Here is a 15,190-nt window from a genome sequence, read left to right as displayed (position 1 = left end):
TGTAACGAGTACATTGCCGTATTTCTTCCAGTACTTTGATACCTGTTCTGTCGTGGCCGTTGTGAATGAATCATCACTCCATCCTTTAACTTCAATTACTCCCCGCTCCGGCGGCAGTCCTTTGACAGGTAGATCATCTTTGGATCGCTGAAATTGATCAGACGTGTAGAGACCGAAATCAGGTTCGCCTGCGCCGACGTTTGTTAGCTGCGAAACACATCGGACTTTCGGCTTAAGTTTCCTGCCGATGTCGTTGAGCAAATTCTCTAGGGGGCCGTAGTACGACTCCTCGTTCGTGCCGCCGCCTGTCTGACGAATCTCCTTAATTTCAGATAGATAGGATTCTACAGGGTGCATTGCTCTCCCTCTTGTGACATACTACTCAGTGTCACTGATCTCATCGAAGCCCTTTCTTCATTTGACCTGTCGCATTCTTGATGCCTTTCCGAATACTCATTTGGCTCCACAAGAGAACAAATTATCCACATTGCGCTCTGGGTGCAATAAAAAAGCTGCCGCATGGCTCCGCTCCAGCCCGTGATCGATTATCGCAGAAGAGAGAGAAAATCAGGACATATTTGTAATACGAGTTGGGATTCACTCGCAGCATGACGGTTCTGCGCCCTCGCGAATGGTATTCTCATAACTCCATCAGGTCTCTGAGAGACCTGCCCAACAAGAAATAAAGCGGACCAGTGACAGTTAATCGGAATAGGCTACGCGTGCCAGCTTGACAAGTTCCCAATAGGGGGGAGAATAGCCTTTGTTCTCTTTGCTCTGACTCGCTAAAGCAATCAGTCTGTCTCTGGTAGCTGCGTGTCTTTCTGAGAACCACTTGTTCCGCAGGGCTGCGGTCGCGCTCATGCCTTCGGGCACGGGACCGACGCGGTCGAACTGATTCAGTATGAAGCTGTACGCCTTGAGGACTCTAGCCAGCGGAAGCATGTAGAGATCATAGTCGAGCGGATCGCCGTTGTCGGCCCCTTCGAGCATGATATCGACGACAGCATTATCGATCCGATCCTTGTAGAGCGTCTCGAAATCACGCCATTCGGCCACTACGGTGAGTTGCGGATCATATTCCAGATCTGAAGGCTCCTGGGTTACAAAGTTCTGCACTCCGAACGCAGACAGCCATGACTTGACACCGATGCTCGAAATGTGCGAGAGTCCCATCCAGAGAGTAATACCCGCCTCTTCGTAAGCTTCAGACACAACTTCGGAGCAGAAGAGCTCTGAGTGATCTTCGAAATCCATCTCAAAATCATACGGCGTATGCACGGTTCTCGCCTTACGGAGTGCGAACTCGGCCGCCTTGTGAGGAAGCATGGGATTGGCCTGAAGAGCGGGCAGATTGGCTCGAAGGCGCAGGACCATTATCCGCAGTTTTGTGTCCTGAAGGTAGTCATCGACAGTTGCCACTGCGACGCCTTTTTCAATGTGCGCCTCGATAATCGAAACCGCTTTTGTGCTGTCGTCGATATGAACCAGAGCGACATGAGAGAAGTTGCCGGGATAATCGTTTCCGCGGGCGATCAGTGCCGATGTCGGCGCGCCACCACGGGAGACCAGAATGTCGCCACTGTGAATCGAGACTCCATAGATTTCCGCCGCCGGATTCACAGATGGCTCCGCATTTTCGAGAACCAGCGCTGGAACAGAGTTCTTCTGAGACTGGAGCATCACTTCCTCGACTGCTGTTCGACCCCCATAGAGGAGCCGATAGAGGCAATCACGCGCAGGGCGCGAACTCATGTGCCACCGAATCGATTGGCTCTTGAGAGATGTCCTCAGATTGCTGAATGTCGTGATATAGTCAGCCAGTCGATCTGGACAGGCTGCGAGCAGAACTGCAAGATTGAAGAACTCATCTTCAATCTGGCTGAACAGGGGGGAGTCCGGAGCGAGTGTATCATTGCGAACATGCGCGATGAGGCTATCGACATCGGCAAATCTCGACGAGATAGGCAGGCCGAGAGCGGCGCAATCGTGAGAGCGCAGCTCCTTGAAACGATCTTCGAGTGATGACCAGTATTCGTCCTGATTCCAGACGAAGGGTTCTTTCTCGCCGGTGTCCGGCATCGGAGGAGTGCCGCCCGGAATCAGCAGCAGGAGATAGAGTGCAATAAGACTTACTGGCAGCGCCACTAACCATCTAATCCTACGCTTATTCATGCCTGCGGATCTCTCCAGGGAAGTGGCTTTGCGCATGGTAGAAGCCAGTGAATCTCCGAGTTGCGACTGACATCTCAGATGTTAGATAGTGGAAGCAAGATTGGCAGTCAACAACTGTATGAAAACCAAGAACGGTCTGCTGGCTGAGATTCGCTTTTTCTCAAAAGTGAGAAAGAATCAGGACAAATTCCCGTTTACAATAAATGCCGGGGATTCATCCGAAATCCCCGATTTTGTGTCTCTGTAATCCGTTAACACAAAGCCACTTACAATATAATACAAGATTTCTCTTATTGGCATTCCCTTTGCTCAACAGGGGGCATGTTGGGATATGCAATATGAGCCAGACAGCGAAGCAGATAGCAGTAGTCGATAACAACACGCAATACCTGGATGCCATTTCTGGTGCTCTAAGCAATGGCTACTCGGTCAGGCTCTTCAATTCCAGCGATTCGCTGCTCGATTTTCTCGCCAATAATGACGTGAACCTGCTGGTTCTCTCAGCCGGATTGACTGACAGCTACAGCCTGTCGGTCATCCTCGATGTGAACCACCGTTGGCCCGGGCTCCCGGTAGTCGTAACCACCGGAGACACAGACCCCTACAACCAGATGCTTGTGCACTATACCAAACTATCACAGGCAGTTGTTCGGTTGCCGTTCAGTCAGGCGCAGTTCCAGAGCATAATCGACAACACACTTAGGGAATGCCCTTATTCGACCGGCACGATGTCGGTCAACGACTCGACTCACAAGCATGACAACTAATCCGGGCGTCTGAGCAGAAACGAGACTCTATAACATGAACTTTCACTTTCATCCAGAATCGCATCGAGGCCTTTTGAGCCGGGCTGTTACACGAGTTGCGGCGCTTGCTTTCATTTCTCTCACAGCCGTACCAGTTAGTGCGGAAACTCCGCCCAGTCTGGCTGTTCCTGCCCAATATGAATATGAGCTTGCGATGCCGGGGAGTAAGGATCATTTTCTTCGCCCCGCACGTGTACTCGTGGATAGCCGCACTGATGAGGTCTATGTCGCCGACCCCGGACACAGCCGGATTGTCATTCTCGACAATCATGGCCTCTTCAAATTCGAGTTTTCTGTCAGCGAGTATTTTGGAGCCCCCACTGATCTTGCTATCAGTTCCGAGGGTTTCATTTTCGTTCTGGGATCAACGAGGGAAGGGAAGCGAGTTAAGGTTTTCGATTTTGACGGCAGGTACATACGCGACTTCAGCGCCGATCTGGAGTATCCCTCCGTCTCGATCACGACAATAGCGATAGATGCTGATGATCGGCTATATCTTCTCGATGAGTCTCGTTTGCAGGTGCTGTGCTATTCGATGAATGGAATCTTCGAATTCTCTTTTCCACTGGTCTCCGAGCTCGATGAGAAGCTGAGACATGAGACAGTGTTTGGCTCGCTCGCGATCCATCAAGGCACGATCTACGTGCCGATTGCGACGCTCGGTAGCACCCATCTTTACGACACAAAAGGCAATTGGATTCGTGCAGTCGGCTACAAAGGCTCGACAATCGGCGAGCTGAATTTCCCGATTTCCGTAGCGGTCTCCGACGATCATATCATTCACATACTCGATAAGCACCGCCACAACGTCGTCTGCTACAGTCGCGAGGGAAAATTCCTCGGTGAATTCGGTGGCAAAGGCACCCACGATGGCTGGTTCTATCACCCTGAATGGATCGCAGTCGACAATCATCATCAAGTTTATATTGGCCAGGTTTTTGGAAGCAGAGTACAGGTTTGCAGTCTGCCCGACTTCATAGTTGATCGCAATAACCAATTGCATATTGAGCAGATTACACAGGAAGATATTCAGAAGAGTGAAACAATAAGCACAACCCAAGCAGATAGGAGGTGGTCGCTAGCGAATTCCCAATCAACATCTGAAACTAATCACCGCTCTGCGGATGCTGTCGAACAAAACGAGGCTTCCGAGGGCACAATCGAAAAATCTCAGTGAGGTTAAACATGCGTAACTTTCTCTTACTTGTCGCCGGACTCTGCCTGAGTCTCAGCGGCAGCGCATTCGCCTTCCACGACGCTGGTGTTGCCCACTGCAATGGCTGCCACACCATGCACAACAGCGAAGATGGCGCGCTTGTTGATCCGGATAGCCCAAGTGGCAACGCATGGCTTCTTAAAGACGAGACTCCAAGTGATGTCTGTCTTTCCTGCCATGCCACCGGAGGACGTGGCGTTTTTGCCGCTGACCCTCTTGCCCCTCCAGACACAAGGGGTGGTGGGAACTTCGTATTCCTGCTGGAAGATAACTTGAATGACGGTCACGGCGGCGGTACCAGTCCGATCAGTGGCGATGCTGCTGGTCACAATATCAATGCTCCGTCAAAGTTAGTCGGTGCTGACGGTACACTATTGTCATCACCGGGTGGCGCATTTCCGTCGTCGTCTCTCGGCTGCTCAAGCTGCCACGACCCGCACGGAAACACAAATTTCCGTCTGCTGTACGGTATTGGCACTATTCAGGATGGTCTGTTCACATTTAACAATGCTGCACCGACCGCAACCGGTATCAGCCTCTCCGGCTCTGCCGCTCCCGAGTCGAATGCTAACCATACCGCCTATCAGGGCGGCATGAGTGCATGGTGTGGAAACTGCCACGGCGATTTCCATGATGGCGCCGGCCTTCTTGAACATCCAAGTGGTGAAGCTCTTGGCGGAACCATTTCGACCAGATACGGCGTGTACAATGGTACCGAAGACATCGGCGGCGGAACTCCGGCGACGTCTTACCTTGCAGCAGTGCCGTTTGAAGATGCCGCAATGACAACTACCAGCACCGCAGGCCCGTCGGCCAGCAGCGAGGTCATGTGCCTGACATGCCACCGCGCGCACGCAACGTCGGCTCCGAACGCCGGTCGCTGGGACTTCAATGTCACGCTGCTCGAAGAGGATGGTCTGGAGTCAGGATCGTACGCCATTCCGGATCCGTACTCCAGCCCGAATCAGCGGTCGCTGTGCAACAAATGCCATGCTAAGGACGTGAATGACGAAATTCTGTAGCATGATGCACAACCACTACATGTCCATCGGTATGGACAGAATCTGATTGGGAAGTGTGAGATTGCAGGGCGCCCAGGTTCAACGAGACTTGGGCGTCCTGTGACGAAGGTGAGAGAAGAGAGACAACAAAAACCATGACTAACAGAGCTTCAGGAACACCGAAGGCGAGACTCATCGAACTGACCGCATTGGTAATTGCGGCACTGATGTTCGTTGTGTGCTTCCGAGCAGACGCCGCTCTGTTTTCCGATAACCTCCGGGGTAATTTGAGCATCACCGGTGTATCATCAAACACCGACGACATATCAACTAAGTCTCTTAATCAGCAATATTCCTTCCATTGGTCGAAGAAGATGCTCTCGCATCTTGAATTGCGCGCATCGATGCGGTATTACGATCTCGATGTCGACCAGTCACTCGGTCAGAACTCATGGCGGACAGAATATCAGCCGGCGGGTGAATTGATATGGAAGCACCCGAATTATCTGATCAGCGGAAATGCTCGCAGACAGAAATCGTCTACCAGCGGCGGGACTGTCGATCTCTATCGCGATAATATCGGCCTTATGTTTGCGACGCGAATGATAACATATCCGATTCTGAGCGTTCGTTATGATCTGAGCAGGACATATAATGATACTGAAATCAGCGGCAGGGATACCCGAGAGCGCCTTCTTCGGTCCAGTCTCGACTATAATTTTCGCAATAACCACCTCTACTATGGACTGACCCTTCGAAACAATGACAATCGCTTTTCTGATCTGGTGATTGACGAAGTGAGGCATCTGGCACGCTGGCAACAGTCTACTGACTTCTTTGGGGAGAGAGTGAGCATCGGCACCGGATATACATTCAATCATTATTCTCAGACAACAGAGCTGGCGGTGGACGGAAAGAGCCTTACGCTGATTCCGATATCGACCGCGTTATATGCTCATGATCCTAGTCCCGATGTCGGCGAGCTCGATACGCTCAGCTCCCTCGGTGATGGCAACACAGAGACCCCGGCATTTCCCACGATAGACCTGGGTGATGCCCGCCCGGATCATAATCTGGGAATTGCATTTGATTTCGAACGTGATGTCAGCGCAATTTATGTTTATACGGATCGTCCTTCGAGCTCGCTTCTTAACTGGAGAGTCTTCGTATCGACTGACAATCTGACATGGGAGCCCACAGGTACGGCCACTTCGGTTGCATACAACACAAGCTTCAATAGATACGAGATTATATTTACACCATTATCGACGCGCTATATAAAGGCAGTCAATTCGGGCATAAATGACGTGCAGACAGTATTTGTAACCGAGATCGAAGCCCTTTTGACATCAACCGATCAGGATAAGGGAACCAGAACGCAGGCATATCATCTCGTCGATCTCAACACAAGATTCAGATTCTCAAACTCACTCCAATCGTCGTTCGATATCTCCTACAGGAAGGAATCCCGTGGCGATCTCAGGGAAAGGCAGGATCGTATATACTATGCCTTTTCCACGAAGCATACGCCAACGGCTGCTATCAGACAGATTGTAGGATTTACATCCGGTTCCGAAGAATTCGTCACAACCGGCACGACAAACCGAAATGACAATCTAACATACGTCCTTCTCCTGACTCCGCTTCAGACGCTGCAATTCACGATATCAGGAGCCAGCAGGACGGGCTACATCGATCATGTTAGAACACTGGAGACAAACAATCTGCTGTTTCAGGTTTCAGGGTCCGTTCTCCCTACGCTGAAGATGACATCGAGCGCCAGCTATACACGCGATAATCGATTCGACACATTCAACATGTTCGACACCTGGACTTACAGGGCCTCTATCGATGCCAATCTCCGCAGATCTCTCGATGTCGGATTCTCCTATCTGCGACAGACCACCGATGATCTGAACCTGGGAGGAGCTAGACTCAGGCGGATGTACGGGGGCAATTTCGACTTCAGAGCGACCAGTTCCATCCTTATGCGTGGGTCTGTATCTGTAAATGATGACAATGGCTTGCGTTATGTGTTTCAAGAGTATAACTTTAGCTGGAGTGTTACCCGCAAGCTGACTTTTGGTGCGCTTGCTACGTTCGCGGATGGGAACTCCGGTGTGCTCAGTGAGAGGAACAATTTGCGGATGAGTTACCTTATCAGTAAGAGGAGTACACTGTTCCTGAGTCTCTCACAGAATAGTTCCGGACTCAGCGATTTGCCTGAGACTACGTCGATTCAGGCTGGCTTGAAAACTGGATTTTAAGTGAACCGTTCTTCGAATAAGAAATCAAGACTGATTGTTCCCGCATCGCTGGTTCTCACTATATTGTTAGGACTCAATTGCGCCGGATCGAATTCGACCACGTTCGTTCATCCCGAGTACAGTTTCCAGTATCTCGAAAGAGTAGCGGTGGTCCCGTTTGATAATCTCTCGAACGACAAGGGAGCCGGGGCACGAGTCAGCAGGATCTTTGTCACCGAGCTGCTTGCAAAACAGGTGTTCGATGTTGTGGAACCGGGAGAGGTAAGCAGAATCTTGATGGAGAAATCTTTGGTCCGTACTTCGGAGCTCACGCAGGAGCAGATCATCAGTGTCGGCAAGGAACTGGGGGCCCAGGGCATCATACTTGGCACAGTAAATGAATCTGCAAGCATCAGGAGCGGTGGAGCAACCTCCAACACGGTCACTCTCGTTGTACGAATGGTTGAAACCGAAACGGGGGCGACAGTATGGTCTACGACCAAAACAAGCAGCGGCAAGGGATTCTGGTCATCTCTCTTTGGAACCGGTGGCAAGTCGCTGAGCGAAGTTACCAGTAGCTGCGTGAAAGCTGTTCTGAATTCTCTAATCGACTGATAAGTCCAATGAAAGCCGGAAAACACATACTAATACAACTGATGACTCTCTGCGCCGTTCTCAGCATAGCGGCTGCATCATCAGCATGTGCCGGAGATTCCGATTTCAAAAATGCTTCACTGACCGATACGTACCCAGTCATAGCGGTTCTGCCGTTGGTCGACTACTGCGATAATGTGGCGGCTGTGGCTCTGATCGATTCTCTCATTGAGGATCAGTTTGACCGAGGGACTCTCGCCTCGATAGAATTCGACAGTTTGCGGCAGGCTCTGCGCCATCATCGCATCAGGAGCGCCGGTGAGATCACAGTCGATGGAGCTTCTGTGCTTGCTGATGATCTCGGAGCCGAATTCCTCATGCTCGGTTCGTGCGACATTTATTTTGATGGTGAAGTTCCTGAGGCCGGCATCTCTGTGCGGCTTCTTGATATTGAAGCCGGACGGATCGTTTGGGCAATCTCGGAAGCAGCTACAGGAAATGACTTTGCCGGGTTGTTCGGCATTGGGCGGATCACATCGGCTGAAACACTTGCGGAGAAGCTCGTGGAGAGAGTATTCAAGAGCCTCAACAACTATGTCATTAGAGATCGCGCGGCTGTTCCAATCGATGCCGACGCTGACAAGTATGCTCTGGTCCCATTCGACAACCTCTCCGACAATCGGCAAGCCGGATCGATCATAACATCCGTGCTGCTCTCCGAAATGGTCGGTCGTGGATTGAACGTCGAAGAGCCGGGCGAGGTGAACGAGATGTTTCGAATGATCGGAGAACAGCCTCGAGGTGCTGTGGATATAAAATCACTACGGCTTTTGCATGACAGCCTGGGAGTCGATTTTGTCGTAACCGGCACTGTGGATCGATTCAAGCGAGGATTAGCCGACGTAACCGGTTCAAGTCCCGGGATAGAAATCAGCGGCAGGCTGATAGAGACTCGCACAGGCAGAATAGTTGGTTCATGCGAGATTGCCCGCAATGGAACCGATTCTGAAATCGTACTTGGGATGGGTGAATGCCATTCAATCGGCAGACTGGCCGGTAACATGGCGCACTCGCTTCTGGATAAACTGGAATCGCACAGAAAAGAATGGTTCGCCGGTGGTGGAAGTGACAACAAACAAGGAAACAGATAGAATGCGTAGCTTCATGAAATTTGCTGTCTGTCTGACTCTGTCGCTCGCGGCGACGTTGATTCTGAGGTCATCGGCTGCATCTCAGGAATCGGAGCAAAACGAACGAGTTCTGGCAACCGTCAATGGGGAAACAATTAACTCTTCCGAACTCGACAGAGAGTTGATGCGCGTTCATTCTACTCTTCGCGAGGGGAAGAAGGAGACTTTCCACTATCGCGGACTTCTCGACAAGCTAATCAACGATAAGCTCCTGGTGCAGGAAGCATTCTCGCTGGGACTCGACCAGGAAGAATGGCTGCAGGAGACACTGGCCGAATCTCGCATGAGGAATGCAATCAAGCAGTACGTCGCCGATTCGGTTATATTCGATCGTGAGATCAGCGAAGAAGCTGTCCTCGAGTATTTTCTGGTGAACTATTCCAGGATGCAGATTCGCTCCTTGTCGGTGCCAGGTTTCGAGGATGCGCGTCGGCTTGCTGAATCCATAGAGTCGGGAGCCGATATGGACTCGATGGCCAATCAGGTCTCCGCAGACATGTATCGATACAAAGGCGGATTGCACAATCTGAAATATCTTGCGGACATTGAGAATGTCTATCGCGAGCAGGCGCTGCAGCTTGACGTTGGAGAGCTTTCCGCGCCGATATCGTATCGCGATGTCTACAGCATCATCCGACTCGAGAAAGGCGAGCCAGCCGACACGAACAACCTGGCAGGTCTTCGCAATAAAATCAAATCAGTACTTATGGCTCAGCGCAAGGATTCAGTGTGGTCCGACTTCATCACGAAATTGCGCGATCGGTTCCCGGTGACGGTCGATACCGCTGCCATTGCGAATATCTCCGGCAGCGCCGGGGAACTTTATACTGCAGAGTTCCTTGAAGGCGAGGACCGGCCGGTTCTCACACTCGACGACGATTATGTCATCACCGAATCTGAACTGCGCAGGAAGATTTCGCATACGGCTATGTCCTCGGGCGGACTCTCGCTGCAGCCGGTGCTCAACAGCGCAATCGAATCCTCTGTTGCAGAGCTGGCTCTCAGCAAAGCTGTGGTGGAGAGCGGCTACATCGATAATCCGAAAGTGATCGAGAAGTACACACAGAGTCGTGATAGCGCGCTCATCGAGCTTTACCTTAAAGAGGCTGTAGTTGATAAGATCAGATTCAATAAGTCAGAATTCTCAGCTTATTATAATGAGAGAATTGATGATTTCCGGGAGCCGCAGGAGTACCGGCTCGACAAAATACTCCTCTCTGATGAAGAGACTTCGAATCTGGTGGTGGAGCGGCTCCGTTCAGGTGCAGATTTCGCATACCTCGCCAAACAATATGACACCGACCCGGACAGCGTCGACAGGAAGTCACTGCAGATCAAACTCTCCGCTTTTCCTGAACCGATTAGAGGGGAGATGGCAAAACTGAAGACCGGCGATTCGAGCCCTGCCTTCCAGGTTGAAGAGGGCTGGGTTGTATTCTATGTTAAGGAGATACAGCCGGGGCGAATGAGAACTCTTGATGAAGTCGAGATGGAGATCCGCGAAGTGATGTTCCAGCGAGAGTTTGACGAGATTCTCGACAATACCCTTGACCTGCTGAAGGCAAACTCCGTAATTGAGTACAATGATGACGCAATCGAGGCATATTTCAAGTCATGATTAGAAGATCCACACCGTTCCTCGCGACGGCCGCAGTATGCACGTTCCTTGCAGCATTGTTCCTGTTTACTGCTGTCGATAGCTCTGCGCAAGTCAAGAGCGGGCGGAGATTCGCGACGAAGGGTGACTGCCTCGAATGTCACAAGGAAAGCGACTTCGAAGGCAAGGTCAAGCATGAGCCTTTCAAGGAAGAAGACTGTCTTTCCTGCCACAAGGCACACGGACTCGTGGGCATGCTGCGTCTCAAGAAGGACGGTGCCGAACTTTGCTTCGATTGTCACGACAAGATGGCTAAGGAACTGGAGAAGCCCTTTGTTCACAGCCCTGCCGCTGAAGGTGATTGCTCTCTCTGTCACAATCCGCATGCGACGGATGAAAAGGGACTGCTGACGAAAGCATCTCCCGAGATATGCTATGACTGCCACGACAGGCAAGAGTATGAGCGCCAGCATGTACATCAACCTATGGAAGATGGCTGCTTCTCATGCCATGAAGTTCACGCCGGGGATTATCCGTCATTGCTCAAGAGTGAGGGTATTGAACTTTGTGGCGGCTGCCACGATCTCGGGTCGAGTGAACTTGCCGATGCCCATGCCGATTATCCGGTCCGCGAATCATCATGTTCAATCTGCCACACACCGCACACATCAGATAGACCCAAACTGCTGACAGCTTCGATTCATGAGCCGGTAGCGGGAGGTGAATGCGAAACATGCCACAACGCGCCCGACGCGGAAAATCCGTTCGGCGTTCAGATCGAAGGCGGCGAACTCTGTACAATGTGCCATGACATCCCTGAGAGTGCAGGTACTCACGCGCCGGTAGCAGATGGAGCGTGCCTCGACTGCCACAATCCGCATGGTTCTCGCCACGCTGTTTTGCTCAACGATACACCGGGACGGCTCTGCGTCGAGTGCCACAGCGATATTCCAGACGAGCTGGTGATGGCATCGAGTCATCAACCTGCGCGTGAGGATTGTACGAAATGCCACAGCGCTCATGGCGAGATGACCAAGAAGCTGATTGCTGGAAGTGTAAACGATCTATGCCTCGGCTGTCATACCGATCTCAATGATGCCCTCGCGCTTGAAACTTTGCATTATCCATTCGCGGATGGAGAGTGCCTCGATTGTCATGTGCCACACGGATCGGCAAACGGTAGCTTGACGAAAGCTGAGCGAATAGATCTGTGCGGAGAATGCCACGATCAGGTCAATGGATGGATGTCACAGAAGGCGGTGCACACGCCACTGAAGACCGGCAAGTGCAACGAATGTCACGAACCGCACGCTTCGGTCAATCGAAACTTGCTCGTGACTGACCGCGCCGAACTCTGCCTCAACTGTCACTCTTCAATGATGGAGAACCTCGCCGACCATGTCGCCCATCCCCCATTCGAGGAAAAAGAATGCGAAACCTGTCATCAACCGCATGCATCAGATCACACCGGGTTGCTTGGCGACAAACTCGATCGCATCTGCCGCGAGTGTCATGATATATCCAGTGGTGATCCGGCGATGACCGTCAGCAAGCATCAGCCTGTAACTGATGGCGACTGCACCGGATGCCACCAGCCGCATATGTCCAAAATAGAACACCTTCTTCTCGATCAGTCGGGGACTCTCTGCTACTCATGTCACACTGACTTGAAAGAGCGCATAGCGAACGGCACGGTTCATGTGCCTGCGGAAGATGGCGATTGCCTCGGGTGCCATGTTGCACATGAGAGCCAGTTCAAGACATTGCTCGCTGAGGATGTTCCACCTCTCTGCCTTAATTGTCACGATGGGGATGATGATAGTTTCAGGTCCAAACACCTCAGTCTAAGCGGCAGCCAGATTGACTGCAGAAAATGCCACGATCCGCACGTATCTGATACTCCTGCTCTGATGCATAAGAATACCCATGATCCATTCATGAGCCTGGCCTGCAATACCTGTCACCCTGACTCTGATGTTGAGGGGGAGAACTGATGCGGCTGTTCACTCTTACATTTGTTTTGCTGGCATGCCTGGTATGCACAGGCTTTGCAACCATCGAAGTTGACGAGCCCGCGATTTGTTATACGTGTCATTCCGACATCGAGAGTCTCAACTCCAGCAAGAGTGTTCACACCGCTTTGAGTGCAGGCAAGTGTTCCGATTGTCACAACCCGCATGCCTCAAGCCATGCCGCGCTGCTGGCCGATGAGCCCGGCGATCTCTGCCTGTCCTGTCATGCAGATGTCAAAGACGACATGAGTCATGCGACAGTGCATCGTCCGGCACTCGACGGCGACTGTCTCGCCTGCCATGATCCGCACGCATCGGATCACAGGAATCAGTTGAAACAGCGTGTTGTTTCACTCTGCGAGAGCTGCCACCAGAGTGTGATCACCTGGTTGGCGAGGTCGAACGTACATTCACCGGTCGCGAAGGGAAATTGCATGGTCTGCCACGATCCTCACGGAACAGAGGCGGAAGGCTTGCTGAAAGGTGGTGGACTGCCGGGACTCTGCTTCAGTTGTCATCAGCAGAACGCTGCGTTCGCAACGGCTCATAAGGGTTATAAGATTTCTGAGTCGAATTGCGCAACATGCCACGACCCGCATTCGAGTTCGCTCAAAGGTCTGATCATGGCAAATCAGCACAACCCATTTGCTGCAGGCAAATGTAGTGCCTGCCATTCTACAGGTGCTGGTGGGTCGGCTTATGCGCTGAATGCCGATGTCAAGACAGTCTGCACGAAGTGTCATACGTCACTAAATAAAGAAGGCGGCAAGAAGTACCATCATAATCTCGACGACGAAAAGTCCTGCCTGAACTGTCACAATCCGCATGCTGCTCCGACAGGTTCGCTTCTGGCGGCCGAGCAGCCGGTGTTGTGTTTCAGGTGTCATTTCAACGGTGAGGAATTCGCTGACAAGAGCAAAGATTCTTATTACACGCATGACCATATGAACTGCACGAACTGCCACACACCGCACGGTTCCGACAACCAGATGTATCTGTCAAGCGTTGGCACCGATCTTTGCGTCCAGTGCCACGAGGATGCTCACAGCGGGTCCCATCCTGTAGGTCCCGACGTGATAGATAAACGGACCAACGAATCTGTGACCTGCATGAGTTGCCACCAGCTCCACGGGGCCGATTTCGAACCGTATCTTCCGCTGAACCCGGACGGGGACCTTTGCATTCAGTGCCACCGCAAGTGATCTGTCGACGCGCCGTGCTATTCCAAACCTAACTCGCTACTCACTTTCATCTAATTTGAATTGTCTACACAGTAGAAAATATAAACGCTACTGATATTATGGAAGTAGCCGTATATCTATAGAAGGAGTCATAAGAATGGCTATCCAGAGAGACCGTACGAAAGCGCCCCGTCGCGGGGCGAAGACAGTCTGGAATCCCTATGCGCTTCAGGCACTTTCTCAACGGCAATTCATCAGCGTTGTAGGGAAGATCCTTAAGCAGGAGCACAGACTGCTTTCGGTCAGATCTCTGCCCGCTCTCCGCGAATAGTCTGCTGAACCCTATCGCAATATAAATCGATCCTCGGTCCGCCATGATGCTACGGCAGGCCAGCAACACACATATTCCTTCAGTCTAAACGAAATCTTTTAAGGATGCTGTAAGCATCAGAATTCAGGTTCAACTACAGAGTGTAGGTGATAGTCAGATTTGTATTGTTGCCTGATTCTGGCGCAACCATAAGACACGGAATTCGTATATGACCAGTGATATCACAGTGGCTCCAGAGGAATCAGCGTAGGTTGACTGCGCTATCAGCTTTTTCGGACACCGGGAAACATAACGAGCAGATTTTCGACCTTGTGTGGCACTCTGCTGCAAGAATTTCGATATCCGGATATCAAGTTGAGATGGCGATACCGTTCTCGATCATGCGCTTTCCAAGTCAGGCCGTGCAGTCATGGAAGATCGATTTCTGGCGAAATCGCCCGCGCGCGAGTTTTCACCAATATTCGTGGGCTGCCTATGATCGCAACGAGTCGTGCTGGCTATGCCAATGGGGGACTGTCGATGGAATAGCCGGAGTGCAACCGGGAAGAGGTTTTGAGATTCTTCCGACATACGTGGCTTATCAATCTGGTCAATTGAAGGATTTCAGCGCTCCGCGGTCAGGTTTCGATTACAGCGATGTAATGGGTGGGTTATCTGTCGGCGGGAAATATGCCCTGTCATCGGATGTAACGCTCGAAGCAACCTGCAATCCCGATTTCAGCCAGATTGAGTCGGATGCAGCTCAGGTCGATGTCAATACTACCAGAGATATTGTCAAGAGTTGTGGATGATTGTTTTGATAGTATCCTCAAGTTCTCCAGTTATGCAGCTTCCTTTATTT

General features: G+C 51.5%; 13 protein-coding genes. 11 read left to right on the top strand and 2 right to left on the bottom strand.

All coding sequences use genetic code 11. The features are described from left to right. Together KKH67_14135 and KKH67_14130 are read right to left on the bottom strand one after the other, a co-directional pair. A partial coding sequence (locus KKH67_14135) for a DNA methyltransferase (GenBank protein MBU1320319.1) occupies nucleotides 1–357 on the bottom strand: 357 nt, incomplete at its 3' end. A 345-nt stretch (nucleotides 358–702) separates the two neighbouring features. Continuing rightward, nucleotides 703–2,175 (bottom strand): hypothetical protein, encoded by a 1,473-nt coding sequence (locus KKH67_14130; GenBank protein ID MBU1320318.1) that lies wholly within the window; start codon nucleotides 2,173–2,175, stop codon nucleotides 703–705. Nucleotides 2,176–2,513: 338 nt separating this feature from the next. Here KKH67_14130 and KKH67_14125 point away from each other — a divergent pair, with 338 nt between their 5' ends. From KKH67_14125 to KKH67_14075, 11 genes are all read left to right on the top strand, one after another. Beyond that, nucleotides 2,514–2,942, top strand: a complete 429-nt coding sequence (locus KKH67_14125) for a hypothetical protein (GenBank protein MBU1320317.1) — start codon at nucleotides 2,514–2,516, stop codon at nucleotides 2,940–2,942. Nucleotides 2,943–3,135: 193 nt separating this feature from the next. Beyond that, nucleotides 3,136–4,158, top strand: coding sequence for a hypothetical protein (locus tag KKH67_14120; protein MBU1320316.1), 1,023 nt, complete (start codon nucleotides 3,136–3,138; stop codon nucleotides 4,156–4,158). A gap of 8 nt (nucleotides 4,159–4,166) precedes the next feature. Then, nucleotides 4,167–5,219 carry a hypothetical protein gene (locus KKH67_14115; protein ID MBU1320315.1) on the top strand — a complete coding sequence of 351 codons (1,053 nt, stop codon included), beginning with the start codon at nucleotides 4,167–4,169 and terminating at the stop codon, nucleotides 5,217–5,219. A gap of 134 nt (nucleotides 5,220–5,353) precedes the next feature. Then, the gene (locus KKH67_14110) at nucleotides 5,354–7,465 is read left to right on the top strand and encodes a hypothetical protein (GenBank protein ID MBU1320314.1); all 2,112 of its coding nucleotides are present in this window, start codon (nucleotides 5,354–5,356) and stop codon (nucleotides 7,463–7,465) included. Then, complete coding sequence (locus KKH67_14105) at nucleotides 7,466–8,059, top strand: CsgG/HfaB family protein (protein MBU1320313.1); 594 nt, start codon at nucleotides 7,466–7,468, stop codon at nucleotides 8,057–8,059. Between the two features lie 8 nt (nucleotides 8,060–8,067). Beyond that, nucleotides 8,068–9,189, top strand: a complete 1,122-nt coding sequence (locus KKH67_14100) for a hypothetical protein (protein ID MBU1320312.1) — start codon at nucleotides 8,068–8,070, stop codon at nucleotides 9,187–9,189. Between the two features lies 1 nt (nucleotide 9,190). Then, nucleotides 9,191–10,846, top strand: a complete 1,656-nt coding sequence (locus tag KKH67_14095) for a peptidyl-prolyl cis-trans isomerase (GenBank protein ID MBU1320311.1) — start codon at nucleotides 9,191–9,193, stop codon at nucleotides 10,844–10,846. After that, entirely contained in the window at nucleotides 10,843–12,819 is a 1,977-nt protein-coding gene (locus KKH67_14090; GenBank protein MBU1320310.1) for a hypothetical protein, read from the top strand. The genes KKH67_14095 and KKH67_14090 overlap by 4 nt, the downstream gene beginning before the upstream one ends. Further along, a complete protein-coding gene (locus KKH67_14085; GenBank protein MBU1320309.1) occupies nucleotides 12,819–14,039 on the top strand; it encodes a cytochrome c3 family protein in 1,221 nt (406 codons plus the stop codon). Before KKH67_14090 ends, KKH67_14085 begins: the two co-directional genes overlap by 1 nt. 136 nt (nucleotides 14,040–14,175) lie before the next feature. Continuing rightward, a complete protein-coding gene (locus tag KKH67_14080; GenBank protein ID MBU1320308.1) occupies nucleotides 14,176–14,349 on the top strand; it encodes a hypothetical protein in 174 nt (57 codons plus the stop codon). A gap of 251 nt (nucleotides 14,350–14,600) precedes the next feature. Then, entirely contained in the window at nucleotides 14,601–15,140 is a 540-nt protein-coding gene (locus KKH67_14075; protein MBU1320307.1) for a hypothetical protein, read from the top strand. Nucleotides 15,141–15,190 lie beyond the last annotated feature (50 nt).

The sequence above is a fragment of the Candidatus Zixiibacteriota bacterium genome (assembly GCA_018820315.1).
Classification (GTDB): Bacteria; Zixibacteria; MSB-5A5; order JAABVY01; family JAHJOQ01; genus JAHJOQ01.
The sequence above is the reverse complement of the archived record's forward strand: the minus strand, read 5'-3'. Positions and strand labels throughout refer to the sequence as shown.